At 62.3% G+C, this 24,862-nt stretch carries 28 protein-coding genes; 14 read left to right on the top strand and 14 right to left on the bottom strand.

The annotated features are described in order from the left end of the window. The first annotated feature begins 4 nt into the window (after window positions 1–4). The 6 genes from lnt to Q358_RS0111355 all read left to right on the top strand — a co-directional run bounded on the left by lnt (window position 5) and on the right by Q358_RS0111355 (window position 5,765). The gene (gene lnt, locus Q358_RS0111380; RefSeq protein ID WP_027962128.1) at window positions 5–1,507 is read left to right on the top strand and encodes an apolipoprotein N-acyltransferase; all 1,503 of its coding nucleotides are present in this window, start codon (window positions 5–7) and stop codon (window positions 1,505–1,507) included. Between the two features lie 101 nt (window positions 1,508–1,608). Then, on the top strand, window positions 1,609–2,598 hold the full coding sequence (locus Q358_RS0111375; RefSeq protein ID WP_043488184.1) for a L,D-transpeptidase family protein: 990 nt from the start codon (window positions 1,609–1,611) through the stop codon (window positions 2,596–2,598). A gap of 301 nt (window positions 2,599–2,899) precedes the next feature. Continuing rightward, window positions 2,900–3,727, top strand: a complete 828-nt coding sequence (locus tag Q358_RS0111370) for a cytochrome c oxidase assembly protein (protein WP_241697514.1) — start codon at window positions 2,900–2,902, stop codon at window positions 3,725–3,727. Further along, entirely contained in the window at window positions 3,705–4,169 is a 465-nt protein-coding gene (locus Q358_RS0111365; protein ID WP_027962125.1) for a copper chaperone PCu(A)C, read from the top strand. The genes Q358_RS0111370 and Q358_RS0111365 overlap by 23 nt, the downstream gene beginning before the upstream one ends. A 10-nt stretch (window positions 4,170–4,179) precedes the next feature. Further along, a complete protein-coding gene (locus Q358_RS0111360; RefSeq protein WP_027962124.1) occupies window positions 4,180–4,758 on the top strand; it encodes an SCO family protein in 579 nt (192 codons plus the stop codon). Window positions 4,759–4,814: 56 nt separating this feature from the next. Beyond that, complete coding sequence (locus tag Q358_RS0111355; protein ID WP_027962123.1) at window positions 4,815–5,765, top strand: arsenic resistance protein; 951 nt, start codon at window positions 4,815–4,817, stop codon at window positions 5,763–5,765. Between the two features lie 72 nt (window positions 5,766–5,837). Here Q358_RS0111355 and Q358_RS18610 read toward each other — a convergent pair whose 3' ends face one another. From Q358_RS18610 to Q358_RS0111345, 3 genes are read right to left on the bottom strand one after another with little or no spacing between them, the layout of a single operon-like run. Further along, complete coding sequence (locus Q358_RS18610; RefSeq protein ID WP_143004439.1) at window positions 5,838–6,341, bottom strand: hypothetical protein; 504 nt, start codon at window positions 6,339–6,341, stop codon at window positions 5,838–5,840. Then, window positions 6,338–9,346: a site-specific integrase gene (locus tag Q358_RS17310; RefSeq protein WP_084286538.1), complete on the bottom strand. Its 3,009-nt coding sequence runs from the start codon at window positions 9,344–9,346 to the stop codon at window positions 6,338–6,340. The genes Q358_RS18610 and Q358_RS17310 overlap by 4 nt, the downstream gene beginning before the upstream one ends. Then, the gene (locus Q358_RS0111345; RefSeq protein ID WP_027962122.1) at window positions 9,343–10,698 is read right to left on the bottom strand and encodes a site-specific integrase; all 1,356 of its coding nucleotides are present in this window, start codon (window positions 10,696–10,698) and stop codon (window positions 9,343–9,345) included. The genes Q358_RS17310 and Q358_RS0111345 overlap by 4 nt, the downstream gene beginning before the upstream one ends. Window positions 10,699–10,857: 159 nt before the next feature. On the opposite strand from Q358_RS0111345, the gene Q358_RS17305 reads away from it, so the two are divergent. From Q358_RS17305 to Q358_RS0111330, 3 genes are all read left to right on the top strand, one after another. After that, complete coding sequence (locus tag Q358_RS17305; protein WP_245598315.1) at window positions 10,858–11,646, top strand: DinB/UmuC family translesion DNA polymerase; 789 nt, start codon at window positions 10,858–10,860, stop codon at window positions 11,644–11,646. A 142-nt stretch (window positions 11,647–11,788) separates the two neighbouring features. Then, on the top strand, window positions 11,789–13,480 hold the full coding sequence (locus Q358_RS0111335; protein WP_027962121.1) for a class I SAM-dependent methyltransferase: 1,692 nt from the start codon (window positions 11,789–11,791) through the stop codon (window positions 13,478–13,480). Between the two features lie 87 nt (window positions 13,481–13,567). Beyond that, window positions 13,568–14,647 carry a tetratricopeptide repeat protein gene (locus Q358_RS0111330; protein WP_027962120.1) on the top strand — a complete coding sequence of 360 codons (1,080 nt, stop codon included), beginning with the start codon at window positions 13,568–13,570 and terminating at the stop codon, window positions 14,645–14,647. Between the two features lie 21 nt (window positions 14,648–14,668). Here Q358_RS0111330 and Q358_RS0111325 read toward each other — a convergent pair whose 3' ends face one another. The 9 genes from Q358_RS0111325 to Q358_RS0111285 all read right to left on the bottom strand — a co-directional run bounded on the left by Q358_RS0111325 (window position 14,669) and on the right by Q358_RS0111285 (window position 20,236). Continuing rightward, a complete protein-coding gene (locus Q358_RS0111325) occupies window positions 14,669–14,977 on the bottom strand; it encodes a hypothetical protein (protein WP_027962119.1) in 309 nt (102 codons plus the stop codon). After that, window positions 14,970–15,284 carry a hypothetical protein gene (locus tag Q358_RS0111320; protein WP_027962118.1) on the bottom strand — a complete coding sequence of 105 codons (315 nt, stop codon included), beginning with the start codon at window positions 15,282–15,284 and terminating at the stop codon, window positions 14,970–14,972. The genes Q358_RS0111325 and Q358_RS0111320 overlap by 8 nt, the downstream gene beginning before the upstream one ends. Before the next feature lie 17 nt (window positions 15,285–15,301). Beyond that, window positions 15,302–15,949 (bottom strand): HEPN domain-containing protein, encoded by a 648-nt coding sequence (locus tag Q358_RS0111315; protein WP_211248331.1) that lies wholly within the window; start codon window positions 15,947–15,949, stop codon window positions 15,302–15,304. Window positions 15,950–16,068: 119 nt separating this feature from the next. Beyond that, window positions 16,069–16,548 carry a hypothetical protein gene (locus Q358_RS0111310; RefSeq protein ID WP_051530340.1) on the bottom strand — a complete coding sequence of 160 codons (480 nt, stop codon included), beginning with the start codon at window positions 16,546–16,548 and terminating at the stop codon, window positions 16,069–16,071. A 52-nt stretch (window positions 16,549–16,600) separates the two neighbouring features. Then, window positions 16,601–17,071 (bottom strand): DUF1643 domain-containing protein, encoded by a 471-nt coding sequence (locus Q358_RS0111305; RefSeq protein WP_027962115.1) that lies wholly within the window; start codon window positions 17,069–17,071, stop codon window positions 16,601–16,603. Next, complete coding sequence (locus tag Q358_RS0111300) at window positions 17,071–18,018, bottom strand: metallophosphoesterase (protein ID WP_027962114.1); 948 nt, start codon at window positions 18,016–18,018, stop codon at window positions 17,071–17,073. Before Q358_RS0111300 ends, Q358_RS0111305 begins: the two co-directional genes overlap by 1 nt. 39 nt (window positions 18,019–18,057) lie before the next feature. Continuing rightward, complete coding sequence (locus tag Q358_RS0111295; protein WP_027962113.1) at window positions 18,058–19,170, bottom strand: ADP-ribosylglycohydrolase family protein; 1,113 nt, start codon at window positions 19,168–19,170, stop codon at window positions 18,058–18,060. A 72-nt stretch (window positions 19,171–19,242) separates the two neighbouring features. After that, a complete protein-coding gene (locus Q358_RS17300; protein ID WP_051530339.1) occupies window positions 19,243–19,902 on the bottom strand; it encodes a hypothetical protein in 660 nt (219 codons plus the stop codon). Then, window positions 19,895–20,236 (bottom strand): hypothetical protein, encoded by a 342-nt coding sequence (locus Q358_RS0111285; protein WP_156940902.1) that lies wholly within the window; start codon window positions 20,234–20,236, stop codon window positions 19,895–19,897. The genes Q358_RS17300 and Q358_RS0111285 overlap by 8 nt, the downstream gene beginning before the upstream one ends. A gap of 127 nt (window positions 20,237–20,363) precedes the next feature. On the opposite strand from Q358_RS0111285, the gene Q358_RS17295 reads away from it, so the two are divergent. Both Q358_RS17295 and Q358_RS17290 read left to right on the top strand, forming a co-directional pair. Further along, window positions 20,364–20,744: a DUF2201 family putative metallopeptidase gene (locus Q358_RS17295; RefSeq protein ID WP_084286541.1), complete on the top strand. Its 381-nt coding sequence runs from the start codon at window positions 20,364–20,366 to the stop codon at window positions 20,742–20,744. 274 nt (window positions 20,745–21,018) lie between these two features. Next, a complete protein-coding gene (locus tag Q358_RS17290) occupies window positions 21,019–22,026 on the top strand; it encodes a helix-turn-helix transcriptional regulator (RefSeq protein ID WP_043488181.1) in 1,008 nt (335 codons plus the stop codon). A gap of 15 nt (window positions 22,027–22,041) precedes the next feature. Here Q358_RS17290 and Q358_RS18605 read toward each other — a convergent pair whose 3' ends face one another. Continuing rightward, entirely contained in the window at window positions 22,042–22,203 is a 162-nt protein-coding gene (locus tag Q358_RS18605) for an ADP-ribosylglycohydrolase family protein (protein ID WP_156940900.1), read from the bottom strand. Continuing rightward, window positions 22,200–23,159, bottom strand: a complete 960-nt coding sequence (locus tag Q358_RS0111265) for a hypothetical protein (protein WP_027962111.1) — start codon at window positions 23,157–23,159, stop codon at window positions 22,200–22,202. The genes Q358_RS18605 and Q358_RS0111265 overlap by 4 nt, the downstream gene beginning before the upstream one ends. Before the next feature lie 143 nt (window positions 23,160–23,302). On the opposite strand from Q358_RS0111265, the gene mads1 reads away from it, so the two are divergent. Genes mads1 through Q358_RS0111250 form a run of 3 tightly spaced genes read left to right on the top strand, consistent with a single transcriptional unit; the run spans window position 23,303 to window position 24,852 of the window. Further along, complete coding sequence (gene mads1 / locus Q358_RS0111260) at window positions 23,303–23,497, top strand: methylation-associated defense system helix-turn-helix domain-containing protein MAD1 (protein WP_027962110.1); 195 nt, start codon at window positions 23,303–23,305, stop codon at window positions 23,495–23,497. Next, window positions 23,490–24,314: a hypothetical protein gene (locus Q358_RS17285; protein WP_211248330.1), complete on the top strand. Its 825-nt coding sequence runs from the start codon at window positions 23,490–23,492 to the stop codon at window positions 24,312–24,314. The genes mads1 and Q358_RS17285 overlap by 8 nt, the downstream gene beginning before the upstream one ends. Next, window positions 24,301–24,852 carry a BREX protein BrxB domain-containing protein gene (locus Q358_RS0111250; protein WP_027962109.1) on the top strand — a complete coding sequence of 184 codons (552 nt, stop codon included), beginning with the start codon at window positions 24,301–24,303 and terminating at the stop codon, window positions 24,850–24,852. The genes Q358_RS17285 and Q358_RS0111250 overlap by 14 nt, the downstream gene beginning before the upstream one ends. Window positions 24,853–24,862 lie beyond the last annotated feature (10 nt).

Here is a 24,862-nt window from a genome sequence, read left to right as displayed (position 1 = left end):
CGGCATGGATGCACAGAACCAGCCAGTCCGGGACATGACGCCTGTCGGACGGCTTTCTCCGGTCCTCGGCTGTTTGCTGGCCCTGACCGCCGGAGGATTGACCACCCTTAGCGCCGCGCCCTTCACGCTGTGGTGGCTGGGCCCGGTGGCGGTGGCCCTGGTCTATGTCGGCATTCATGCCCTGACACCCGCTCAGGCCGCCCTCCGCGGCTGGTGCTATGGCGTGGGCCTGTTCGGCTCCGGCACCTCCTGGGTCTTTGTCGCAATCCACGACTACGGCTATACGGGGGCGCCACTGGCGCTCTTCCTCACCGGCCTATTCGTGGCCAGCCTGGCGCTGTTCTTCGCCGTGCCTTTCTGGCTCTATCGCCGCGTCACGAGTCCGCGGTTGGCCTTCCTCAGCTTCGCCGGCCTCTGGGTAGTGAGCGAATGGCTGCGCACCTGGCTGTTTACCGGGTTTCCCTGGCTGCTGCTGGGCACGTCCCAAGTGGACTCGCCGCTGGCGGCCTGGGCCCCGGTGGGCGGCGTCTATCTGCTGTCGCTGATCACCGCCCTGACCGGCACCCTGGGCGTGGAGCTCCTGCGCCGCCGCTGGTGGGCCGCGGCGCCCATCGCCGCTCTCTGGCTGACTCCCTTGGCCCTGCCGTCCCAGTGGACCTCGCCGGCAGGCGAGCCGCTGCGGGTCGCCCTGCTGCAGGGCAACCTGGCTCAGTCGATCAAGTGGAAGCCCGAAGGCCAGCGCGAGGCGGTCAACATCTACACGTCGTTAACACGGAAGCAGCCCGACGACCTCGACCTGATGGTCTGGCCCGAGGCCGCCCTGCCGATGTTCGAGGAGAACGCGCGGCCCATACTGGAGCGGGTACAGTCCAACCTGTCGCCCGACACCGCCTTGCTTACCGGCATCCTGCAGCGCGACGGCGGCGACAACTACAACGGCGTGATCGGCCTGGGTAACGCCGAGGGCCAGTATCGTAAGGTGCGTCTGGTGCCTTTCGGCGAGTACCTGCCGCTGAAGCGCCTGCTCGCCGACACCATCGCCTTCTTCGACTTGCCCATGCCGGTCATGACCCCCGGGGCCGAGGCTCAGGGGCCGATCCACGCCGCCGGAACCACCATCGGTAACGCCATCTGCTACGAGATCATCTATGCCGATCGTGTCGCCGAGCAGGCGCGCGATGCCGAGCTGTTGCTGACGGTCTCCAACGACACCTGGTTCGGCCGCTCCATCGGCCCCCTGCAGCATCTGCAGATGGCCCGCCTGCGTGCGCTGGAGAACGGCCGGTACCTGATCCGCGCCACCAGCAATGGTGTGACCGCCATCGTCGATCCTCAGGGCCGTGTCACGGCCCGCGCACCACAGTTCCAGGCGACGAGCCTTCGCGGCGAGGTGATGCCCATGGTGGGAAACACGCCGTTCACCCGAACCGGTAGCTGGCCGACCTGGCTGTTGGCCGGCTTACTGGTGCTGCCTGGATGGCGATTCAACACACGTCGGTCTGGATGATAAGGGTCCAGCCGAAAAGGGAGAGAATGATGACGTTATCCGAATCCCACTCTGGCACAGCGAGGAAATCTCCAGGGTGGCAACTCCGGACACGCACGCTGATGGGAGTGCTGGCAGGCTGGCTCGCGCTCATCGGCGTTGCTCAGGCCCAGGAGGAGAACAAGTGGCCACTCGGCCACTATCCGCTGCCTGAAAAAGGCAATGTGATCGGCGACACCTACCGCATAACGGTGGAGGATCGAGAAGAAACCCTGCTCGATATCGCCAGGCGACACAACCTGGGGTACAGGGAGATCGTGCGCGCCAACCCGGACGTGAGCATCTGGATTCCCGGCGAGGGTACCGAGGTGACAATACCCGGGCGCTTCATCCTGCCCGCCGCAGAGCGCACTGGTATCGTCATCAACATCGCCGAGCTGCGCCTTTATTACTATCCCGAGGTGGATGACGACGAGACATCACGTGTCGAGACCTATCCTATCGGCATCGGTCGCGAGGGCTTCGATACCCCCCTCGGTGTGACCAAGACCACCATGAACATCAAGAACCCCGCCTGGTACCCACCCGAGTCGGTTCAGCGCGAAGCCAGGGCACGCGGTGAAGAGGCGCCCAGCGTGGTGCCACCAGGCCCGGACAATCCGCTGGGAGACCATGCCATTATCCTGGGTTTCGATGGCTACTTGATCCATGGGACCAACCAGCCGGATGGTATCGGCATGCGTGCCAGTCGTGGCTGTATTCGCATGTTCCCTGGGGACATCGAGTCGATCTTCGACCGCGTGCCCGCCGGCACCCAGGTCCGAATCGTCAACCAGCCCATCAAGATCGGCTGGCATGAAGGGCAACCGCTGGTTCAGGCATTCCCGCCCCTTGAGGGGGAGGGGCACAGCATGTCCACGTTGGTAGAGACCGTCACACGCCTCAACCAGCGCAAGGCCGAGGGCTGGAACTTCGATTACGAACAGCTTCGTGGCCTGTTGGATGACCCCAGCGGTCGCATGGTAGCCCTGAATCCCATGCCGGAGCCGGATAAAACACCTGACCCTGACTACCAGGGTATCTACGCAGAAATTGCGCTGCGCAGGCCATGACGACGACAACATGGCGGGTCCTGTCAGTCTCGTGACGCTGACTTCAGGCGTGGCTGATACAGGATCTATCGCCCTCTGCAGGAGCACTGGCGGTGCGTTGGCAGTATACCCAACCACTGAACTGGTGCCCTGCCTTGGGGCGCGGCCTTCCTCGCCTCCCAGGCACCGAGGTGCGGGCTCTGGCTTCATCTGCGTTTATTGTCCCACCTTGCCGCATGGCGCGGTGGGCTCCTAGTCTCATCGTTGGCATGCCGATTCTGGGGAGGGACGGGCTATCGACCTCGACGTTGCTCTGGGCTACTTGCTGCCGTGGGAGTTCTCGCTGGCCTGGTCGGGGGCCTGCCTGCTGGCCATCGTGCTCTACCTGCGTGGCCTCCGGCAGCGCCGACGGCGAGGCGAGGCCACCGGCGCAGGTCGAGTCCTTGCCTACCTGCTGGGTGTCGCCACCATCTATGGCGTCACCCAGACCCATTACGACTACCTCGCCCAGTACATGTTCTTTACCCACCGGGCACAGCATCTGGTACTGCATCACGCCGGTCCCTTCCTGATTGCCCTGGCCGCCCCCCTGCCGGTACTGGCAGACGGCTTGCCGATCCGAATCAGGCACTTCTCAGGATGGAGGCCGATCGCGCGCCTGCTGCGCCCCGTATACCGGACGCTTCAGCATCCACTGATCGCTCCCGTACTGTTCGTCGGGCTGATCTATTTCTGGTTGGTTCCCGAGGTCCACTTCGATGCGATGCTGAGTACCGACCTGTATCAAGTGATGAACTGGAGCATGGCGCTGGATGGGTTGCTTTTCTGGTGGTTGATCCTGGATCGCCGCACGCCGCAGCAGGGCGGCCTCGGCTACGGCAAGCGCATCGCCATCCTGTTGGCGGTGATTCCGCCGCAGATCGTGCTGGGGGCCTATATCGTCTTTAGCAAGAATGTCATTTTCGATGTCTATGAGGTGTGCGGGCGCGCCTGGCCGCTGGACCCTCTGACTGACCAGCTCCTCGGTGGCCTGTTGACTTGGGTGCCGGCCACGATGATGAGTGCCATCGGGGTTCTGATCATTCTCAGCTTTCTGTTCCGTGATGCCCGCAAGGAGGATGCCGCTGATGTCTCTCACGCCACACCCTAGTCTGACGCGACTAGCGAAACGCTGGTGCTCGACCTTCCTGTTGCTGATCGCGACGTCCGGCACGCTGGCGGCTGCCGAACTGGAGGTCAGCGAGGCGCGTCTTAGGCTCCTGCCCGGGGACCTGCCCGCGGCAGGCTATTTCACCCTCATCAATACCAGCGAAAAGGGCGTCACCCTGACAGGAGCGGATAGCCCCGCTTTCGGTAATGTCATGATGCACCGCAGTGTCAATCAGGATGGCGCCACCAGCATGGAGCCCGTCGCCCAGCTGGAGCTGGCGGCGGGGGAGCAGGTCGAATTCGCTCCGGGTGGCTACCATCTCATGCTCATGAAGCGGGCTCGCCCCCTCGCCGTTGGTGACGACGTCGAGGTGAATCTTCATTTCGCCGGCAATCAGCGACAGCGTGTCACGTTCCGCGCCGTGGCGCCGACAGCACAGTAGGGGGAGCAGGATGCGCCGATGCATCATGGCACTATTCGTGACGCTATGGATTGCGGGCTGCAGCGATCCAGACTGGCAGACCAAGGATATCTCGGGGCTGATGCCTTCCCTGGCGTTCGAACTTATCGACGAGAACGGGAGTACGGTGAGCGCCGATCAGTTCCTCGGCAAGACGACGCTGCTGTTCTTCGGCTTCACCCATTGCCCCGATGTCTGTCCGACCACCCTATCGCGTCTCGACGCGGCCACCCAACGCATGGATGAGACCGCGCGCGATGAAATCCAGGTGCTCTTCGTCTCGGTGGATCCTCGCCGCGATGACGCCGAGACTCTGGATAGCTACACCGACGCCTTCGGCCCCCAGTTCGTCGGCCTCACGGGGGATAAAGCGGCACTCGATAAGCTGACACGCCGCTATCGGGTGACCTACGGATATGGCGAAGAAGACAGCGAAGGCAACTATGATGTGTCGCACTCCAGCGCTGTCTTCGCCTTCAATGCGCAGGGAGAGGCGCGCCTGCTGATCCGCGACAGCGACCCCATGGAGGCCGTGGTTGCCGACCTTGAAAGGCTGACCGGCGAGGCCTAGGGTGACTGGCTCTCTTCTGCAGCAGCTCAGTCCGCGACGAGGCTACCGTTCACATCATGCGCGCCACACTGGAGCAGCATCAGGTCTGGATCTATCTCACCGCGATCCTGGCTGGCCTGGCGATCGGCTGGGGATCGCCGGATACGACCCAGCGTTGGGAGATATGGCTCTGGCCACTGCTTGGCGTGCTGCTCTATACCACCTTCACCCAGGTGCCCCTGCTTCATCTGACCCGGGCATTTCGCGACCGGCGATTCATGATGGCGCTAATGGTGGGCAATTTTCTGCTGGTTCCGCTGGCCGTTGCTGCCTTGTCGCTGCTGTTGCCAGAACAGCCTGCCATTCGACTCGGCGTGCTCCTGGTACTGTTGGTCCCCTGCACGGATTGGTTTATCAGTTTTGCCCATCTGGGTAGAGGAGATAGTGCGCGGGCGATTGCAGCCGCCCCGTTGCTGCTGCTGGTTCAACTGGTGATGCTGCCGCTGTATGTCTGGTGGTTGATTGGCGATCTGGCCATCGAACTGACAGCCGACAGCCACCTGCTGGCGGCCTTCTCAGGCCTGATTGTCACCCCCCTAATACTGGCCTGGCTGACCGAACGGGTTGCCGAGCGACACATCGTCATCGAGGAAGCCGTCGATGGGATGGGCTGGCTCCCCATCCCCCTGCTGGCACTGGTGGTGTTCCTGATTGCCGGTTCCCAGGTTAGCCTGGTGGTCGACAGCGGCATGCTACTGTGGCGGGTTGTAGCGGTTTTCGTGCTCTACCTGATGGTCGCGGCGGCCCTCGGCAAGCTGTTGAGCCAGGTGTTCCGGCTTCCTGCTGCCACGGGCCGCACGCTCACCTTCAGTCTCGGCACACGCAACTCCTTCGTCATGCTGCCACTGGCACTCTCCTTGCCTGAGGCCTGGAGCGCAGCGGTCGTTGTGATCGTTTTGCAGTCGCTGGTGGAACTGCTCGGGATGGTGGCCTTTCTGCGCTGGGTGCCGACTAGGCTGATAAAATAGTGCGTAACATCGCGTTGAGAAAAAGCATGAAGTTTCATCATTTCCCAACACTTCCTGGATAGTTAGAAGGCTCTAAACTGTTATATCTAGATCTTCTTTAAAAGATGACTTTAGACCCAGTTTTTCCTGGATGATCCGGTCGCGAAGGACTCCATTCGATTTTTCTGAGCAAGCCAGCTCCCGCTCAACAGCGATAATGCGAGCGCCCAGCTCAGCTTTCGTCAAGCGCATCAAGTAATGCATGCGTCGCCGTTCCGTGTCGGTGGGCATTTCCACCTCGCTATTCAGTAGACGCCCTACGGTACGCCGCCGGCGAACGGGTTGGGCGGCTTCTTCGTATAATTGATGGCATTCAGGATTTCGAAGAATAGTGGACTCGGAGATACCCATTCCCGTGTCGGAGAGTTCGCGCGATATTCTCGCAATTCGTCCCAGCGTCACGGGACTTCCGATCTCCTGCAACCGACTGATCGCTCGACGCACGATCGTGACGCTTCGATTGCGTCGCTGCTGATGACTGCGCTTCAAACCGGCCATTGCCGCCTCTGGACGCGCCTTACGGGATTGTGGTGTCACCTCTCCTCCCTCCCGATGGTCAGTATGACGGGATCGGCAGCCGCCTGATCAGCTTGTTCCAGCAGTTCCATCTCGGCCAATACATCGTCGCAGCTCGCCATGGCTTCCTTTGCCTTGCGCCCTTCGGCGGGCAGGTTCTGTGCTTCTGCCATCTCCGCCATCTGCGCACAGGCCTGCCGGTAGACAATGACTTGGTCACGCTTGTGCCAGTCGGGCGCATTCCCGGCACAGCCGATGCAGGCGAACTTGATGGGACACTGACTGGCCACGGTGCACCGTCCACCGATAACCGGTATCAGTGCGCCCACCTGCTCCTGTGCGGCTTCGACCTGTCGTCGGATCTGTCCTGGGGATCGCACATGGGTACGAGACAGATCCACACGACTTTCAAAGATCTTTTGTTGCAACTCCATTAGCCGGGCCGGCGTCGGCTGGGAATAGTACTCGGTCACTCGCACATCTCGCTGCTTCATGAGGAGTGCGATCACATCCACGGGCGTGTTCAACGCCCGCATTTCCGTGGCAAAGCCGTGGCGCAGCAGGTGGGAAGTGACCCGCACGGCTTCACCGGTAGCAGTTTGCAACGAGATGCCGTGCAACATGATGGACATCGTCGCATTGACATCCTTATGACTGAAATGCCTTCCGGCATGCTGCCATAAGTAGGGCGCCGGTCGAAGTTTGTGACGCAAGCTTCTGGTAGGCGGGATGGTCTCCAGGTACTGTCCTCGCTCACGCTGGAACTTCCACCAGGCGTGTAGTGCCCTCATGCAGCGCTCGTCAATATAGTAGGGCTCTTCTGCCTGGCGTCCCTTGGGGATCGCGCGGAAGGCAATCGCTTCACGATCTTTGGCGAGAAGCACTCGTGATAAGTACTCTTGACTCAATCTTATCTGCAGGAACTCGTTCATGCGAGCCCCGGTCTTGGTCATGATCTGAATGGCCGCATGCCCGACGAGAGCGGCTAGCCTGAGTGCCTCCAGTGGAATAAAGGTTATGTCAAGATCCCGTGAGATTCGCTCCAGCCAATGGGATATAGACACCCCCCAAGTTGATCGTGGCGGGAGTTGGAAAGCCGCCTTTGAGAAGCCGTTATGCCTCAGAAAGTCAGAATCGATAACTTGAGACTTAAGCACATTGGCCTGCAAAAGCTCGATGAACCAGTAAGGCTCTATCAAAGTGGCATCATCACGAGCATGGCCACCCTCATAGCTTAGGAAGTAACGTGCCTGGTTACCTACCTTCGCACGTATACGCTGACGCTGATCCTGATGATAATAGAAGTCTTCTGCCACGGGCTCATGCACAGAACGCAATGTTGCGGAATCCCAGAGCCTGAAATGCTGCTGTGTCGGTCGAGTGCGGCCTGATGTTGATACCGTTTCATCGGTGATCGAGAATGACATCGGCAGGGCTTCCCCTTCCCGTTCATGATGGGCAATGGCGTCCTGAAAGGCTGTATGCAGTCGCTCGACCTGAATGCTTCGGCGCTCGGCCACATCACGAAGCAGATAGAATTGATCATGTACAACGGCGGTCGCTGCCTTGCGACGCATCCTCTGGTCGGTTCTCACGTCTCGATGGATAGTGGAGCGGTGCCAGAAGTGGTCATCCTTCAATCCACTGAGCTGCCAGGGCGCCACGGCCCGGCGCTGCTCGGGTGTCAGTCTAAGCAAGTAATCCTCTTGTTTGCGCAGCAGGCGAAAATAGGTCTGCAGGAACCGACCGCGTTTGGGGGAGCCTTCTTCCGGCAACACCTCACCATCATGGTATCTTTGGTAAAACACCTCAGGGTCAAGTGCGTCGATATCCGGTAGCTTCAACTGTTTCAGATAGCGCGACATGTTGGAAAAGAAAGTGATGTCGTTAGGCCGGTTTCCATCGGCGAAGGTCATGACGAAGAATGCCACATCCCGAAGTTTCGGCTGCGAAATGGAGTGAATCATCCGTCGTTGGGATTCATTGAAGGGCCGTCCCATGGTCGGTGATTCCAGAAAGGTCAACGGTAGGTGATGGAGCGCCGGCGATACCCTGTCGAGCACCCTCTCCAGCGTGATCTCCTTCCATGCTCGCAGCGGCCTGGCCTGATGCCCCGTTTCTTCTTCCCAACGCCGGATTTCTTGTTTAATGTGACGATCGTTGTGCTCGGAGATCCGCAGGACCTCGCTGTAGGCGACCGTATGTCCCTCGCTATGTAGGTGCTCAATGGTCAGACGTGTGAGCCGCGTAAGCACTTCACGTGAACGCCGCGTATTGGGAAGGGAATAGCGAAAGGTGTTGAAGTCCCGACGCCAGCCCTCATAGGCCTCACGACTGTCGACTGGGGCGCTCAAGAGCTCATCGGCCAATGTTGCCACATAGTGGCGCGAATACCCCGACACGGTGGCGACGCTAAATCCTAAGCATCTACTGATGTCGGCCAGCTTGAAGGGAGTGCCGAGCCGGCGACGACGGTCCAGTTCGGCCTTGATCGATTCATTGCGCCGATTCAGCGCATGATTTTCGCCCACGAGGACGGTGGTACCGGAGGTGTCGAGAGATTTCCAGGCAACCGTGCGCGCTACCTGATGACCGGTCTCCTGCTCCCAGAGAACCAACTCCTCATTGAGGACCTGTCTTCGTCCTCCCGTAAGGACTTCAACTGCGTTCACCGTCATCACCGCGTTCTCGCGATGCAGCTGTTCGATGACCAGCCGCGCAAAGCGTCGGAACAGAACCGGACCACTTGTTGTGCGCGTAATAAAGGGGCGAAAGGTGCGGTAGTCACGTACCCAGCGTGCATAAGCTTCTTTATTCTCGACTGCCGTGTCCAACAACTCCGCTGCCAGTTCACGGACATAATGCTGGGTAACGCCACTGATCGTCTTGCGATCGTAGCCGGTTACCGCCATAATTTCCTGGTTCACGAATGCCACACCCAGCTCGCGTCGGCGATCAAGATCGGCACGTATCGTAAGCCGTCGATGCTCCGGATCGACGCGGTGTTGCCGTGCCGGCGGCGTCATGGTTTCAGCATCTCATCTAACATTTGCTGGCTCTCGGTAAGTGACTCGGGACGAGGAGCCGGTTGGGAACGGCGAGCGCGATCATGCCGGTGCTCACGTTCGATGCGAGCATGAATGCGGTGAGCCAACTCCGGCAGGTTATGCCGGCGGATAGCTTGGTCATAGATTGGCAGCATGTCGCTTGTCCAGGCCATGAGCTCACGTAGGGCACCACGCAGGCTCTGCAGTTCCTCGGCGGATCGGGCACGCTGGTGGATGTCATTGAGCGCCTGTGTCACGAACCAGTGGCGGACCTGATGGCAACGCACTTGTAGGCCCGCGGCGTTTAGCGCCGGTGCCCAATAGTCGCGGCGGAAGTGGTCCGGGTTCATTGATGTGCCGCGTCGAGTCAGAAACAGTGGAATGCGGTGAAGGGCTTCCACAGGGAGTTCAGCGAGTTCCGACAGCCCATATCCTCGGGGATCTAGCCGAGCACGCTGCTCGTCCACATATCGTCGCAAGACCTTGGCCGTGCGGTCGGTAATGAACAGCCTTTTCACTCGGCGTCCATGACTTCCCTTGCTGATCGCCAACATCTCTCGCATAAAACCACTCTGTACCCAGTCCGCCACGCTGAGTTGGCAAGCCTCGTGCACACGGCAGCCGCTATCAAAGAGGATACGTACCAAGGCGGTTTCACGTAGTGTCCACCCCCACTGCTCACCAGCTGACATGACCTTATTCATCAGGGCTGGTTCATCCAGTATCTCGGGTAACCATTGATTCCCCTTCAGCCGGAAATAACTGGCGGAAAGGCGTATCTCTCGAACGCCGTCTACGCCGCTGTCAGCAGGCATGGGCATTCGACCATGGGCATCGACAAACGCTCGGAGTTGCCGGCGGCGCTCCTCTTCGATGTAACGGCGGGCGCCGTCGGCATCCATCGGATTGCCATGGTGATAGTGACCGTGCTCATGCAGTACCGTGTAGAACGATCTCAGCGCCGCCAGGAGCCGTTCTAGGCGCCGGCCAGTCTGCCAAGTCGGTTCGATCCGACGGGTTTCGAATCCACCGCGATCTCGACCCAACGCCACGATGCACTTCATTTCCGAAGCGAGAAAGAAAGCCAACAGTGCCCGCACCTGAGCCGGTGGCCCCAGCAACTGCCAACCCTGTCGAATCACGACGGGATGATCTGTCGCCCATGAAGCAAAGGAAACCACTTCCCTCGTGTAGGCTCTTGCCGTCAGCGATGCATGGTGACGCACGGACATGCAGGCATAGAGGGTCAGCTCTGGGTGCGGCAACCCTTCTCGATCCACAACATGAAAGGGAAAGTCCCCTTCGGCACGTAGGACCCGATAAACCGGCATGAGAGAGGTTACCTCATCAGGGAAGGCGCACTGATGCTACCTGCACGTGTCCGATGACTGTGTTGTAGCATCATCAGTCAGAAAGAGTCTGCTCTGTAGTATAGGGCCAAGCTGGCCAACCGAGCGGCCAAGAAACTGCCGGTGTACGGCGGCGTCTGCGTGTTGAGAACCGACAGCGAGACATACGAGCCGCTGCTGCGTCAGGTGGAGCTGGGCGATGTGTGGGGCGTTGGCCGCCGACTGGTGGAGCGCCTGGCGTTGATGGACGTACACAGCGCCTGGGATCTCGCCCAGGCCGACCCCAAGCAGATTCGCCAGCGCTTCTCGGTCACCCTGGAGCGCACCTGCCTGGAACTGAAGGGCATTCCCTGCATCGAGATGAACGATCCTGGCGAGGCCCGTCAGCGCATCATGACGTCACGCTCCTTCGGGAAGATGACCGACAGCCGCGAGGAAGTTCACCAGGCCATACGGCAGTTTGCTCAACGCAGCGCCGAGAAGCTCCGCGGGCAGGACAGCCTGGCCCGGGCCGTCTACGTTTTCCTGAAGACCAACCGCCACCGCCCTGACCTGCCCCAGTACTCGCCCAGCGCCGTGGTGGAGCTGCCCTGCCCCACCGACGACAGCCGCGACATCCTACTGGCAGCCAGCCAGGCGTTCGCGGCCATCTACCGGCCCCGCTACCGCTTCATGAAGGCCGGCGTGATGCTGGTCGATCTGGTGGACGCCAACCGGGCCCAGCTCTCGCTGCTGGACACTCCGGAAAGCCAGGCCCAGCGCGAGCGAAGCGACCGCCTGATGGCGACGCTGGATGCACTCAACCACAGGATGGGGCGAGGTACCGTCACGTTTGGGCGCGCCTCGCCCAAGGCCGCTTGGCAGCTACGCTGCGCCAACCGCACGCCGCGTTGGACCACACGCTGGGACGAGCTGCCTCAGCTGCGCTGACAGCCGATATCGCACCGCACATGATCACTGCAGGCTTGCAATCATGCCGGCGGCGACACTATCGGGCTGCGCCTCCCTTCGTATCGCATTCCTGCAGACCGGGCGGTAACGTAGCGCTATCAGGTTCAAGAGAAGCGACAGGATGTCCAGCGAACGGCCCTACCATGAACACGCCAGGCGTTTCTTCGATCAGTATCAGTCGGTCGACTTCGAGCAGGTGCACCGCGACTGGCTGTCGTTGATGCCGGAGCAGTCCGGCCTGGCGCTAGACGTCGGTGCCGGCAGCGGACGTGACGCCCGGGCTCTGGCTGAGCGTGGGTGGCAAGTCGTAGCGGTGGAGCCTGCCGACAACCTTCGTCAGCTCGGCCGCGCCCACACAGCAGGACACAACGTCACCTGGCTAGATGATCGACTTCCCAGCCTGGCCAAGGTGCGCACCCTCTCCCAGCGCTACTCGCTGATCTTGGTCTCGGCAGTGTGGATGCACCTGCGCCCCGAGGAGCAGCAACGTGCCCTTCGCGTGCTGACCACTCTGCTGGCTCCGGGCGGCATACTGGTGATCACGGCCCGTCAGGGGGAGAGCGGCGATGAGCGTCAGTTCTTCGAGGTCAGCCTGGCCTCGCTGGATCGCTGGGCTCAAGACCTCGCCCTCCTTCCGCTTGCCGCGTCACGCAGTGATGACCAGCTGGGCCGACGCAGCGTGGACTGGCAGCTGCGTGTCTATCGCCTGCCAGATGACGGCACCGGAGCATTGCCGGTGCTGCGCCATATCATCGTCAACGACGACAAGTCATCCACCTACAAGCTGGCTCTGCTGCGCACCCTGGTGCGACTGGCCGATACCGCACCTGGCATCGTCTCACGACGGGACGATGAGTGGGTGACGCTCCCCCTGGGTGCGGTAGGCCTGTACTGGCTACACCTCTACCGACCGTTGCTGCTGGATCATCAACTGCGTCAGTCACCCGGTTCGCGTGGCTATGGGTTTGCCAAGGAGGATTTTCATCGCCTGGCAAAGCTGGCACCCGGGGACATGCGCATCGGCAGCCCCCTGGCAGAACCCGAGATGGCCGCCACCGTGCTGCGGGCCATTCGAGATGCCTGCAATACCATCGTGCGTATGCCGACGCATTACACCACCTGGCCCGGGAGTGCAGAATCAGTCTTTGCTGGAGAGCGTCGGGGGATGAGGATCAGCGATCGTCCTGCCCGGCTGGATTCCCGGACGCTGGCGGCGTTCGGCGAGTATCGGGTACCCAGGAGTCTATGGGACTGTATGAGCCGCTACGCCTGCTGGTTGGAGCCTGCAATCACGCATGAGTGGGTGCAGCTGATGCAGGGCTACAACCCACAGACCGACATAGGTCTGCTCCACCGGGCACTATCCTGGCCCGAGAGCCGGCGTGAAACTCATCAGGTCCGCCGGTTAATTGCCTGGCAACTGTTCCAACCAGCACCACTACACTGCGTGTGGTCGCACCAGGATTTGCACCGTCACCCCTATGCTGTGGACCACTGCTTTCCGTGGTCACGTTGGCAGAACAACGATCTCTGGAATTTACTACCAGCTACCGAGCGGGCTAACGCCGCCAAGTCCGATCGTCTGCCCGCCGCTGTCTTGATGGAGAGCGCCAGGCAGGATATCCAGGCCTGGTGGGAAGTGCTCGACGCTGAGCCCAACCTCGCCCAGCAGTTCCGGGACGAAGCGCAGGCTTCGTTACCGCTGCTGCCAGAGAATGCCAATCTGACCCAGCTCTTCGACAGTGTGCTGCTGCAGCGACAACGGCTCAAGGCGAATCAGCAGCTGGCGGAATGGCGAGGCCTATCCAGCTGAGAGGCTCCGGAGGCAACTATTCATCCACTCCAACGCTGGCGATATTCCTTGGTACCATTGGCTGCAACACTCAACCGACGTCCGCAGGTGACCCAATGCCGCAAGCCCCCCGAAATCTTCAAACGCAGCCTCGACGACATCAAGCTCGATGGAGTGCCGCCGCGAGATGACCCGGGTTTCGAGGATGCGGTGCTGATCACCCTCACGAGCCAGTACGCGGCCAAGGGTTACACCGCGGCGATCGTCATCCGAGACAGACATGCCCTCGGGGTCGCCGTGCCAAAAGAGGGCGTCGAACCCAAGCAGTACATCCTGGGCCTGCTCGAGCACCGTTTCCTCGAGGATGCGTTGCCGGCCCTCGAGATCATGGCCGAAATGACCGATGACCCCGAGATCCTCTACAACTACGGTGTCTGCCTCTCCGAGATGGGCCGCACCGAAGAGTCGGTCGCCCCGCTCAAGGCCTGCACCGAGGCCGAGGCGGACTATCCCCATGCCCACGCGGCCCTGGGCTTCTCATACGTGAAGCTGGGTGAGCTGGAGAAGGCCGAAGCTACCCTTCGCAGCGCCGCCGACAAGCTGCCTAACGATCTGTGGATCAACCGTAATTTGGCCGGCCTGCTGGCCAAGCGTGGCAAGCATGAGGACGCCAAGCCCTACTTCGAGCGCGCCTTGGCAGCCAATCCCAAGGATGTCGGCACCCTGTATGGCCTGGCGCTGAACCTGGAAGAGCTGGGCCCGCAGAATCACGAGCAGGCCATCGGCAACTACCAGCGCATCATCGAACTGGAGCCAAATTCTCCCATCGCTACCGAGGCCAAGAAAGCCCTGAGCCGCCTGGCCCAAGGCACCATGAAGGAGAAGGCCGACGGTGGGCTGCGCATGGACGCAGTGATGTACATGACCGGCGCCTTCGAGACCTTCGAGAACATGGAGCAACAGGAGCTGGCCAAAGTCGTGTTCGAGATCGCCAAGCTGGGCAAGAGCGGCCTCTCCATCAACGATCCTGACACGCGCTACACGCTGAAGAGCCTGGACGGCGACTTCTCCGGCCTTCAGCTGCTGTCGATGATGCACGTCGGCCTGAAGCAGATCGATCCGTCGCTGGACACCCAGTCCGGCCTCGATGCCGAGTACGATGCCGCCAAGACCATGGCAGGCAAGTAACCTGCCGGCCGGGCCGGGAGTTCAGCGCTCCCGGCCACTCCCCAGTATCACGCAGTGATGCCGTGGTCCCGCCAGGCGCATGCCGCAGCAGGCGCAGGGGCGCGAGGTGAACTCCTCGTCCCTGTCGCTATCGCCTACCGCGATCTGCCCCTCTTCACGCTGAATCTCGGCGATGGCCTCACGAATCTCCCGTTCCCGGGCCTCGGCCTCCTCCTCACCGAGCGAATAGGCCAGCCCGCTGGCATCGTCGTTGGCGATGATCATCAGGCAGTCGGTGCAGACCATGAAGTTGTCGTCGATGATCGTTGGCACGGTCCTACCCTCACTCATGCGGGCTCAGGCGGAACCGTCCACCACCCAGCACCTCCAGACGAAACCTGGGCGGGCTGCCCTTGGGCCAATCGGTGGTGAAATGCCGCTCGAGCCATTCCCGAATGCGCGGTGAGCCTCTGTCGCGAAACTCGGTGCACTGATTCCAGAAGCCCGGGGTCAGCTGGAAGGTTTGCCATCGGCCATCCATCTCCACCTCGATCGACGACCAGGCACGGTCGAAGTATGCGTCACGATTGGGGCGGCCCACACGGATGCCGTAGACGGGTCTTGCGCTGGATCCACCTCGCCAGGCACTGGCTTGCATGTGACCTCCTGTAATCGTTACCGCACCGGATAGCACGCATCGCCCCAGTGGCGGTGGGCGTTGTCCAGCAGGATGGCGATGATGGCCGGCACCACCTCGCCCATGATGTTGTTGGCGTCACGCAACTGCTCGCGGTTGACCGAGCTGCCCCAGGTGGCGCCGCCGTGGATCAGCTGGTTGCGCAGGGTGTAAAGCCGCTGGAAGACGATGCTCAGCACGGTGCCGGTGTCGTGGTTGGCCAGCGCCGCATGGGCAGCTTGTCGTGCTGAGGCGAAGCGTGCTTCCCAATCCTCACTGCCGGGCAGTCCGTTCTGGTGATCCCAGTAGGGCTGGAAGACGTAGCGGTTGTCGAGCAGCACGCGGATCGCCCCGGGGTAGCGGCTCCACACCAGCTGGTAGAGATAGTCGTGATTATCCAGCTGGCTCAGGCGCTGCAGGAACTCTCCCAACAGGCGGCTCTCAGGCACACGCATCTCGCCCAGGTCGTTGGCGTAGGCGGCGTTGAAGGCGATCCACAGGAAGATGAAGCGGCCATCGTCGTCATCGCACAACTCCGAGCGCAGCAGCCAGCTCAGTGCCCGATGGATACGCAGGCCGATACCCTCGGCGTGCTGATGGCGCTCGGCCCGCTGGCGAGCCTTTAGATGCGAGTGGGTCATCCACATGACGGCCTCCTCCTTGAGATCGTGGGTGTCACGAGAGTATGGCCCGTAAGGCGCACCCCTGCAGTGATGGCGGCAGACCTCCTGGTGTCTTGCGTAATGCCACGTACCGATTCTAGGAGTTATCCGGGACGCAGGCTGGCGTTGACATGCCTACCCGGGCTCCCGTCATCCCACAGCAATTCCTGAGCGGCGATTCTCCCCTTCTGAGCGGGAGTGAGGATGCGCCAAGTTCCCTGGCCACAAGCGACCTCGAAGCTGAGCTGCAAGACATAGTCGAGGTCGTAGTAGCCATCGAACGCCTCGACCTTGACCCCTTCGCCAGGACGAACATCGTGATAGCCGAGGTTGGCCCCCTCGATCGGCAAGGCATCGTCATCCGCCGTGATGAAGCCCCCAGTGAAAGCAGCGACATGCGCGAGGGTCTCATCGGTGTCGTTGACGAAGAACAGCTCGACGGTATTGTCGCTGGGTCGGGAAACCAGTCGAAAGAGAGGGCGTCTGGATTCACTCGCCCGAGGGCTCACCGACCCACCAAAGCGACTCTGCCTCTGATCCGGCGGTACCCACGGCGGAATATCCTGTACACGCTTGGGTTCCATGCGATTGCCTCCTGATGGGGTCATAACCTGCCGCCGCCAGTCACCCGTTGGGTCATGGCACAGGCAATGGTGCAGGTAACGCTGACTTACGCTGGTAAAGCGGGTGAGCCGGTTCACCAGTCTTGTTCACCTTGAGGCAATGCAAGCTCTTCAGCATGGCCCGTACCTGGTGGGATCGGTTGTGGAAGCTCCCATGATTGCCCCAGGCCGCTATCACCAGGTCAGCTGCCTCACACACTGACTGGAGTGCCACGTCATTGTCAGGCCCGACCGGGTCATCAGCCGACTTCATATCGCCTGGGCTGGTCGCACGAAAGGCAAACAGGTTGACCATCCATACCCCACCATAGCCCCAGGCCTCGGCGTACTGGATGCAGCGGTTCAGCGTGGGGTCGTCTTGCGTCGCATCTGCTGTCGAGGGATTGAGGCCTATGAAGGCCACGCAGGGCAGGTCAGGATCCCAGATGCGAGCCAAGGTGTAGCGATAGCGCCCACACGGGGAAATCTCCGCAGCTTTCTCCATCACTCGTTCTCCACCCAGACCATGTTGTCGGCCGTCAGCTCACTCTCGCCATTCCAGCGGTAGGCGCACAGCTTGTTCGGGTCGTCGCTGCGGTGATGGCCGCCGGCGATGCTGTAATCCAGGCAGGCGATGTAGCGATTGAGTGGGCGGGGTGTGCCGTTCAGCCAGTAGTGGCCGACAAACAGCGGCTTGTCTCCGGCATAGCCAGGCAGCACATCCTCGGGAATCGGCTTATGCGGGATGTCATCGATGGCTTCCGCCGGCACCATGGCCAGGTCGCGATAGGTCAGGCGCTCCAGCTCCCACCAGCGGGTGCGGATGTGGTGGCGCGGGTTGCCGTCCTTGTCGGAGAACTCGTATCCGGTGGGGAGAGGCACTTCCAGCCCCTTGAGCAGGGTTTCCAGGGCCTCGAAGCCTGCTCCGTCCTTACGGGCCAGATCGGGCCAGGCATCCGGCAGGATGCGCTGCTGTGAATCGACAAAGTCCTCGAGGGTGTCGATGGACGGGAGGTGCCAGCAGGCATGCACCACGCGCAGGCCCTCCAGGTCGAGATATAGCGGCAGCGTCTTGAACCAGGCGATATGCTCGCAATGCAGCTCGCTGCCCTCACCGACCTGCTCCAGGTAGTCCTGGTGCTGGCCGCGGTTCTTGTCGCTGTGCGTGCGCAGGTGCTCGCCGGGGTGCTCAGGGTCCGGTGTGGCCCAGGCCACGGCATTGAACTCATGATTCCCCATCACGGCCAGTGCCGTGCCGGCCTCGACCATGGCGCGGGCGATCTGCACCGACTCGACCTGGTGTGGGCCGCGGTCGACGAAGTCACCGAGGAAGATCACCCGGCGCTGCTCGGGATGTGACCAGACTCCCTCGGCTTCCCGGTAGCCCAAGGTGTCGAGCAGTAGCTTCAGCGGCTCGGCATACCCATGGATATCGCCAATCAGGTCATACATGCAGGCCTCCTGTGCCCGTTACTGGCAATGCGTTTGCACTCAGAACCCCGGGTATTTCTCCCATACCCAGTCGTTATCCTTGCCGCCCATCTCATCCACATCCCATTCGTTCACAGCCAACAGGTCCTGGGCCATCTCGGTGATCACCTCGCGAAGCTCCAGGGGCTCCAGCCAAGCGCTGGGGATGGCGTTGACCCCATGCATCACGCCGAGAAGATTGCCGGCGATGGCACCGGTGGAGTCGGAGTCGCCATCATGGTTGACGGCCAACATCACGCCATGCCGGAAATCCTCGGCGACGAGCGCGCAGTAGACGGCAATGGCCAGCGCCTCCTCGGCCACCCAGCCCTCGCCGAGAAAGGAAATGGCCTGCTCGGGGGATAGCGTCGAGTCGGCCAACTCGATGGCGGTGATCAGAAACTGCGATGTCTCTTCATGGTCAGCGTGCGTCTTCAGCTCCTCCATGGCCAGCTCGAGGGCTCCGCGCAAGGTGTTGCCATGCAGCAGCTGCAGGATCAGTGCCGCCAGGACGCCGGCCGGCAGGATTCCAGAAGGATGGGCATGGGTGATCGCGGCCGATTCGCACGCCAGCTCGAAGGCGGGCCCGAAATCGTGGCTGGGCCAGAGGTAGAGCCCCACCGGGGCGACCCGCATCACCCCGCCGCAGCCCTTGCTGTTGTTGATGGCCTTGTCACCGAGGCGTTTCATGGACTGCAGCGCCGAGAGGCAGGTATTCCCCGGGGCACGTCGATGGTGCAGTTCGCGATGCTGGATCAGCCACCCTGGCGCCTCTTCCAGGCTGTGCTTCAGCAGCCCTTCGCGGATTTCCGGGGTCGGCTCGCTCCCTTGGGTCACCAGCCAGCGCAGGTAGGCGTGGGCGATGACCGAGGGCGGATGACACATGCCGCGCATGCTGCCGCGCACGTCGGCACGTAACAGCCCTTCGGCGGTGAACAGCGTCATCTGGGTGTCGTCGGTGATCACCCCGAGCCCGCCGAAGGCCGGTGCATAGTCAGCGATGCCCTGCGGGCCAAATTGCTGGTGGATGCGCTGGCGGCTCATGAACTCGACCGGCGCGCCCAGGGCATCGCCAACGGCGCCCCCGAGCAGACAGCCGGTGAAACGTTCCTGCAGGGTCGGCATGTCAGGCATGGACTGGCTCCTTGTCGTTTCGGGGGACCGCGAAGGCCTGGTGCCTTCAGTCTGACGGCCTGATACGACACTTCATGTCGCATTATCCTTGTCATCACTCAGCAGGGAGATTGGCTTGCCCTTGAGGGTAATACTGGCTTGAGACAGCCCCCTTCCCGAGGTCTCCCCCCGCACCTCGCCACTCGGTGCGATCTCCAGCTGGTGATCCTCAGCGTAACAGAAGAGGTAGCGCTGGATGCGTCCCCAGACCTTCAACTCACCGCCACTCTCGGCCATGTGCTCGCGCACCCGCGCCTGGGCACGGGCCAGCTGCTGGTCCCAGGGCAGTCGACAGGTGTCCGGCGGCAGCTTCAGGCGACGGCGACGCTCCAGCAGGGCCAGGGCGAACAGCGGCATACCGGGTCGGTCACTACGGCGAAAGCCGGTATCGACGAACAGCCACGGCGGGTAGGCCTGGCGTTCGGCCTTATCGAGCGCATCACGCTCGGCGATGAATGCCCGGCAGCTGTGCTCGGGAATGCGCAAGGCGCGGCACAGGGCACGCAGGAAGTCGCGGCGGCCATGAACGAAGTCATACATGGGCGTCCCCAGCCCCAGCGCCGGATCCGCCAGCACCATGGCGAGGCGCTCACGGTGGCGACGACCTGGCTTGGCGTAGCCCATCTGGCGAAGCAGGTCATCCTCCGCTCGGAACTTGGCGCGTTGCTTGATCTGCTGCGGCAAATCACTCATGGGCATCTCCTCCCTCGCGAGGCTCGGCATCCAGCAGCTCACCCAGCGAGCGCACCAGGGGCCTTAGCCGTGCCTCGTCCACCATCTCGTCACCGAACCACACGGCCAGCGTGGTATGGAGCGCCACGGCGGGGGCGTCACCTTGTGTCAGCCGATCGACCAGGTAGCGCGCCACGGCGTCGTACTCATCGACGGCATCGTTCTCGACACAGCAGGTGTGCATCGGATCCTGGGTGAAGAGCCAGCGAGAGATGCGCTCCGCGAGGGCATCCCGACGTGCCGGATTTATAGGGGGTGTCTGCATCGCCTCGACCTCCTGTTCAGCGTGATACATCTAGGGTGACCTAGGCATGCGACACAGCATGTCGCTTTACCGGGCGAGCATGAGCCAAGTCGAGCCAGGAGGGAGAGACATGCGACAGGACAACAGACTGACTACGAGTCACGGAGTGACGGCGGCCATGGCCGCCGAACAGGTGGCGGTCTGGCGGCAGGATCGCCAGGCATGGGGTGAGCAGCGCCCCCTTACTGCGGCACTGGCGGAGCCTCTGGAGATCGTGGCCGTGGACGAGCCGTGGCTCACCACGGCCACCACCGATGGTCGACGCTTGCTGTTCCAGCCTGCCTGGAGCGCGGGCCTCGAGGGCCCGCAGCGTCGCCAGATTCAGGAGCACTTGGTGTGGCATGCAGCCGCCGGTGACTACCGGCCCTCTCACCATGAGTCGCCCCACCGCTGGCATCTGGCCTGTGATCACGCCATCAATGCCCAGTTGTTGCAGCTGGGGGCGCCCCTGCCTGCAGAAGCAGTGCTGTTCCCGGCCGCGATTACCTTGGGGCGTTAAGAGGTCTACGCCTGGCTGGCTGACCATCCCTGGCCAGAGGCCGAGCATCCCGCGGATCAGCTATACGGCCAGATCGACGCCGCCCCGGCACTCCACGACCTCGAGAAGCTCAGGGTCGAATGGCAGCGGCATCTCCGGGCAGCAGTGAAGCACTACCTGGGCACACGCTGGCTGTCGGACGATGTGGCCGCGTGGCTCCTCACGCGCGTGTGATTTGTCACTTCACTTCCCTTAGGCTGGCAGAGTGAGTCCAGCACCCCGACAAGGAACGTCCATGTCCGAGATTCGCGATACCCTGTTCCGCTACCTGGCCATGCTGCAGCTGATCCCGCGCAGTCCGGGTCGCATCAGCACGCCGGTGCTGCTGGAGAAGCTCCAGGAGCGAGGGTTCCAGATCGATACCCGCTCGCTGCAGCGCGACCTGCGCGACCGCCTCTCGCTGCACTTCCCGCTGGTGTGTGACGACAGCCAGAAGCCCTACCGCTGGTATTTCGATCGCGACTTCCATTGCAGCCTGCCGGCCCTGGACATCCCCAGCGCCCTCACCCTGGTGCTGGCCGAGGAGTACCTGAAAGGCCTGCTGCCGCCGGTGGTGGTCGACCAGCTGGCCCCGCAGTTTCGCGACGCCCGCCAGCTGCTGGATGACCTGGAGCAGAACGGCCTGAGCCAATGGGCCCGGCGGGTGCGTGCCATACCCAACGGCAAGGCACTGATTCCGGCACCGCTCAGTGCGGCGACGTGGCAGACGGTGTCCGAGGCCCTGCTGAGCCAGCGCGCCATCGATGTCACCTACCTGTCGCGCAGTGCCGAGGAAGAAAAGCAGTTCACCCTGCACCCGCAGGGGCTGGTCAGCCGCCACAGCGTCACCTACCTGCTGGCAACGGTGAACGACTACACCGATGTACGCCAATTCGCCCTGCACCGCATCGAGGAGGCACGCCTCAGCGAGGCTGCCTGGCATGACGCCGGGGACTTCGACCTGGACGACTACATCGCAAGCGGCGCCTTCGGCTATCTGCAGAGCAAGACACCCGTGTTGCTGGTGGCCAATTTCGCGCCACAGGCGGCCTGGCTGCTCAGCGAGACACCACTGTCCGAGGAACAACGACTTACGCCGCTACCCGACAGCGATTGGCAACGGCTGGAGGCGAAGGTCGCCGACGACCAGCAGACCCTGTGGTGGCTGATGGGCATGGGAGCCAACGTGGAGGTTCTTGAACCTGAAGCCTGGCGCAGCGAGATTTATGAGACTGCCAGGGCCATCGTAGAGCGCGGAAAATGAACAAAACCTTCTGTTTCACTCAACCCGACACATACGGAACTTGCCACCCTCGATCATCCCGGTAATCGGGGTGATGCGCTCGCGACGGTGGAACTCCAGTGGTGCCCGCAGGGCATCACCCACTGCCAGGCCCAACAGACAGCCTTCCCAACGGGAATGCGACTCTGACTCGGTCATGGATTCACAGACTCCACCCCCACCGTTTTCCCTGCCCCCACCTCATACCCGCTGACCAGCACATAGCAGCTGCCGGGGCGGTGGTCCGCCCACTTCCCGCGGTAGAAGCGCGCGTCACGCAGCTGCCGCCAGTACGGCGATACCGAGCGCGGCGCGGTCATCGCCAGGGAGAGCTCTCGATCCTCACGGTCGACACCCACCTGAGCGAACGGGACGCCCTTCTTCCCCTCGGGGTGCTTGTTCTTCATCCAGGTCGGCACGCCGCTGGACTGCGCCTCCGGGTAGGCGGAGAGGTACATGCCGAGCGACAGCACGTAGCGCACCACCTCGCGCAGGATCATGCCCTCCTCGTCCGCCAGCGGGGCAGCGCGACCGCCGGCATGCTCGATCGCCTCGCGGTTGATGAAGTCGCTGATCTGCTGCGGCGAGAAGGCACCGCGCAGCATGGTTGGGTTGACGCTCGGCTTGGTGTCCAGCGGGTTGTGGATCGCCACCATCAGCCACGGCTCGCCGATGCCGAGCATGTCGACGCCGTTGGGATTGCCATGGGCGCCCAGGAAGCTCTCGTAGCGTCCGGGCAGCGTGGTGGAGTCCACCCAGGTGATCAGGGCACCGTCCACCGGGTGGCCATGGAAGGTCTGGCTTGTCGGGAACGAGAGGGTGCAGAACTCCCAAGGCCACGACCAGGCGTCACCCTGCACCTGGCTGAGCTTCACCGTCTGGAGCCACTGCGAGAGGGTCGGCTCCGGCACCACCACCCTGCCCTCGCGGGCGTGGTGCCACTCGAGCATCAGCACCTCGCCATTGATGGAGAGCGCGAGCTCCTGATCCTGCAGCATGCTGGCGAAGACCTCGGCCTCGACCCTGGGCTTCTTGGGTAAGCCCATCATCTTCATCGCCGAGCGCACATAGCGGCGGGTGAAGCTGGGATAGTGTCGATAGGTGGACTGGCGCATGAGTGGCTCGGCGTGGCGGAAGCGATGGCGTCAGGGTACATCACTGAGCCTCTGCTTGCGGAAGGCAACTCAAGGACGTAGCAGGCACAAACCCACCTTAAACTCTGCTAAAGTCAATCAAAACCAGCTGCTATGGTGCAAACATGGAAGACCGTTGGCTCTCCGTCGACGAAATCGGCGAGTACCTTGGCGTGAAGCGCGACACCGTCTATCGCTGGATCTCCGAGCGGGCGATGCCTGCCCACCGCATCGGGCGGTTATGGAAGTTCAAGCGCGATGAGGTGGACGACTGGGTTCGCAATGGCGGTGCCAGCGAGGGCAACAAGACCGATGCGTGATCAGGCCACCCTCAAGCGGCTGGGCTTCATGACCCAGCAGGGCAGCACCCACACGGCCCGCACCCTGATGCTCAGCGAGTTGAACACCCTGTTCGAGCATGTCCCGGCTGAAGCGGACAAGGATGCGTACCAGGCCGCCATTCGCGATGCCAACTGTCTTGCCAAGCGCTCCGGCCGTACCCGCCAGCTGACGGCCAGCCACCTGGCCGACCTCTATGGGCTCGACCCTGCCAATCCCATCCACGCCGGCCTGCGCTATTTCTGGTCGCGGGACGAGGCCGCCCGCCCCCAGCTCGCTCTACTGGCGGCAGCAGCCCGTGACTCCCTGCTCAGGGACCTCGCCCCTGCCATTCTCGCCAAGCCGCTGGGCACCTCGATCACTCGTGAATCGGTCGAGGAAGCCATCGAGCAGCACTGGCCGGGGCGCTTCAGTCAGGCGACACGAAAGTCCACCGCCCAGAACATCAATAGCAGTCTGGTTCAGGTCGGCTACCTGCTTGGCCGCATAAAAAAGGTGCGGGTGCATCTTGAACCTGCGACAGCTGCTGTCGCCTATGCCCTCTACCTTGCCTGGCTGCAGGGGGGCCGGGGCGAGCTGTTGCTGCAGAGTCCCTGGTGCAAGCTGCTGGACGCCAGCCATGACCGCCTGCTGGAACTGGCAGCCCAGGCCTCTTCCAAGGGCTGGATGGTGATGCGCCGGGTCGACAACGTGATCGATGTCGACTTCCCAGCCTTGGCCCCGCTGGTCACCCAAGTCTTGAAGCCCGCTGAGACCGACACTGCCACCCAGCAGGAGATCTTCCATGAGCAAGGTTAAGCGCCTGATCGACTCCTACGGCCGCTTTATCGCCCTGCCCTGGCGCGACGACGCCGCGGCGGCCCAACGTGTCGTCTTCTGCGTCTACCCGGAAACCGAGGAGCTTCGCCTGCGCGCCAACCTCGGCGAGTTCGAGCTTGTCACGCGCCAGAACGGCCATGAGTGGATGGCCTTCGACCTGACCGACACCTTCGCCCTGTGGATGGCCGAGCAGAAATATGCCAAAGGGTACTTCAGGTCTCCGGCCAAGCTGGCTACGGTGATACATCGCTACCTGGATTGGCTGGAAGCACGCTTCACCGCCGAGCTCTCTAACCAGGGTGCCGGCAACAATCACGTCGTCACCCTTTATGGCGTCGGCAGCCTGTTTGGCCTGCTGAAGGTCAAGGAGGTGGTGGACCGCCTGGCTCCCCACGTCAGCGGTCGCTTGGCTGTGCTATTCCCGGGCAGCTTCGAGAACAACAACTACCGGCTGCTGGACGGCTATGACGGCTGGAACTACCTGGCCACACCGATTACTGCAGACGGGGCCCGCTGAGCCACCGCCA

Source organism: Halomonas halodenitrificans DSM 735, assembly GCF_000620045.1.
In the GTDB taxonomy this organism is placed as follows: Bacteria; Pseudomonadota; Gammaproteobacteria; order Pseudomonadales; family Halomonadaceae; genus Halomonas; species Halomonas halodenitrificans.
Note: the sequence above shows the minus strand (reverse complement) of the source record. Positions and strands in the feature narration are given on the sequence as shown.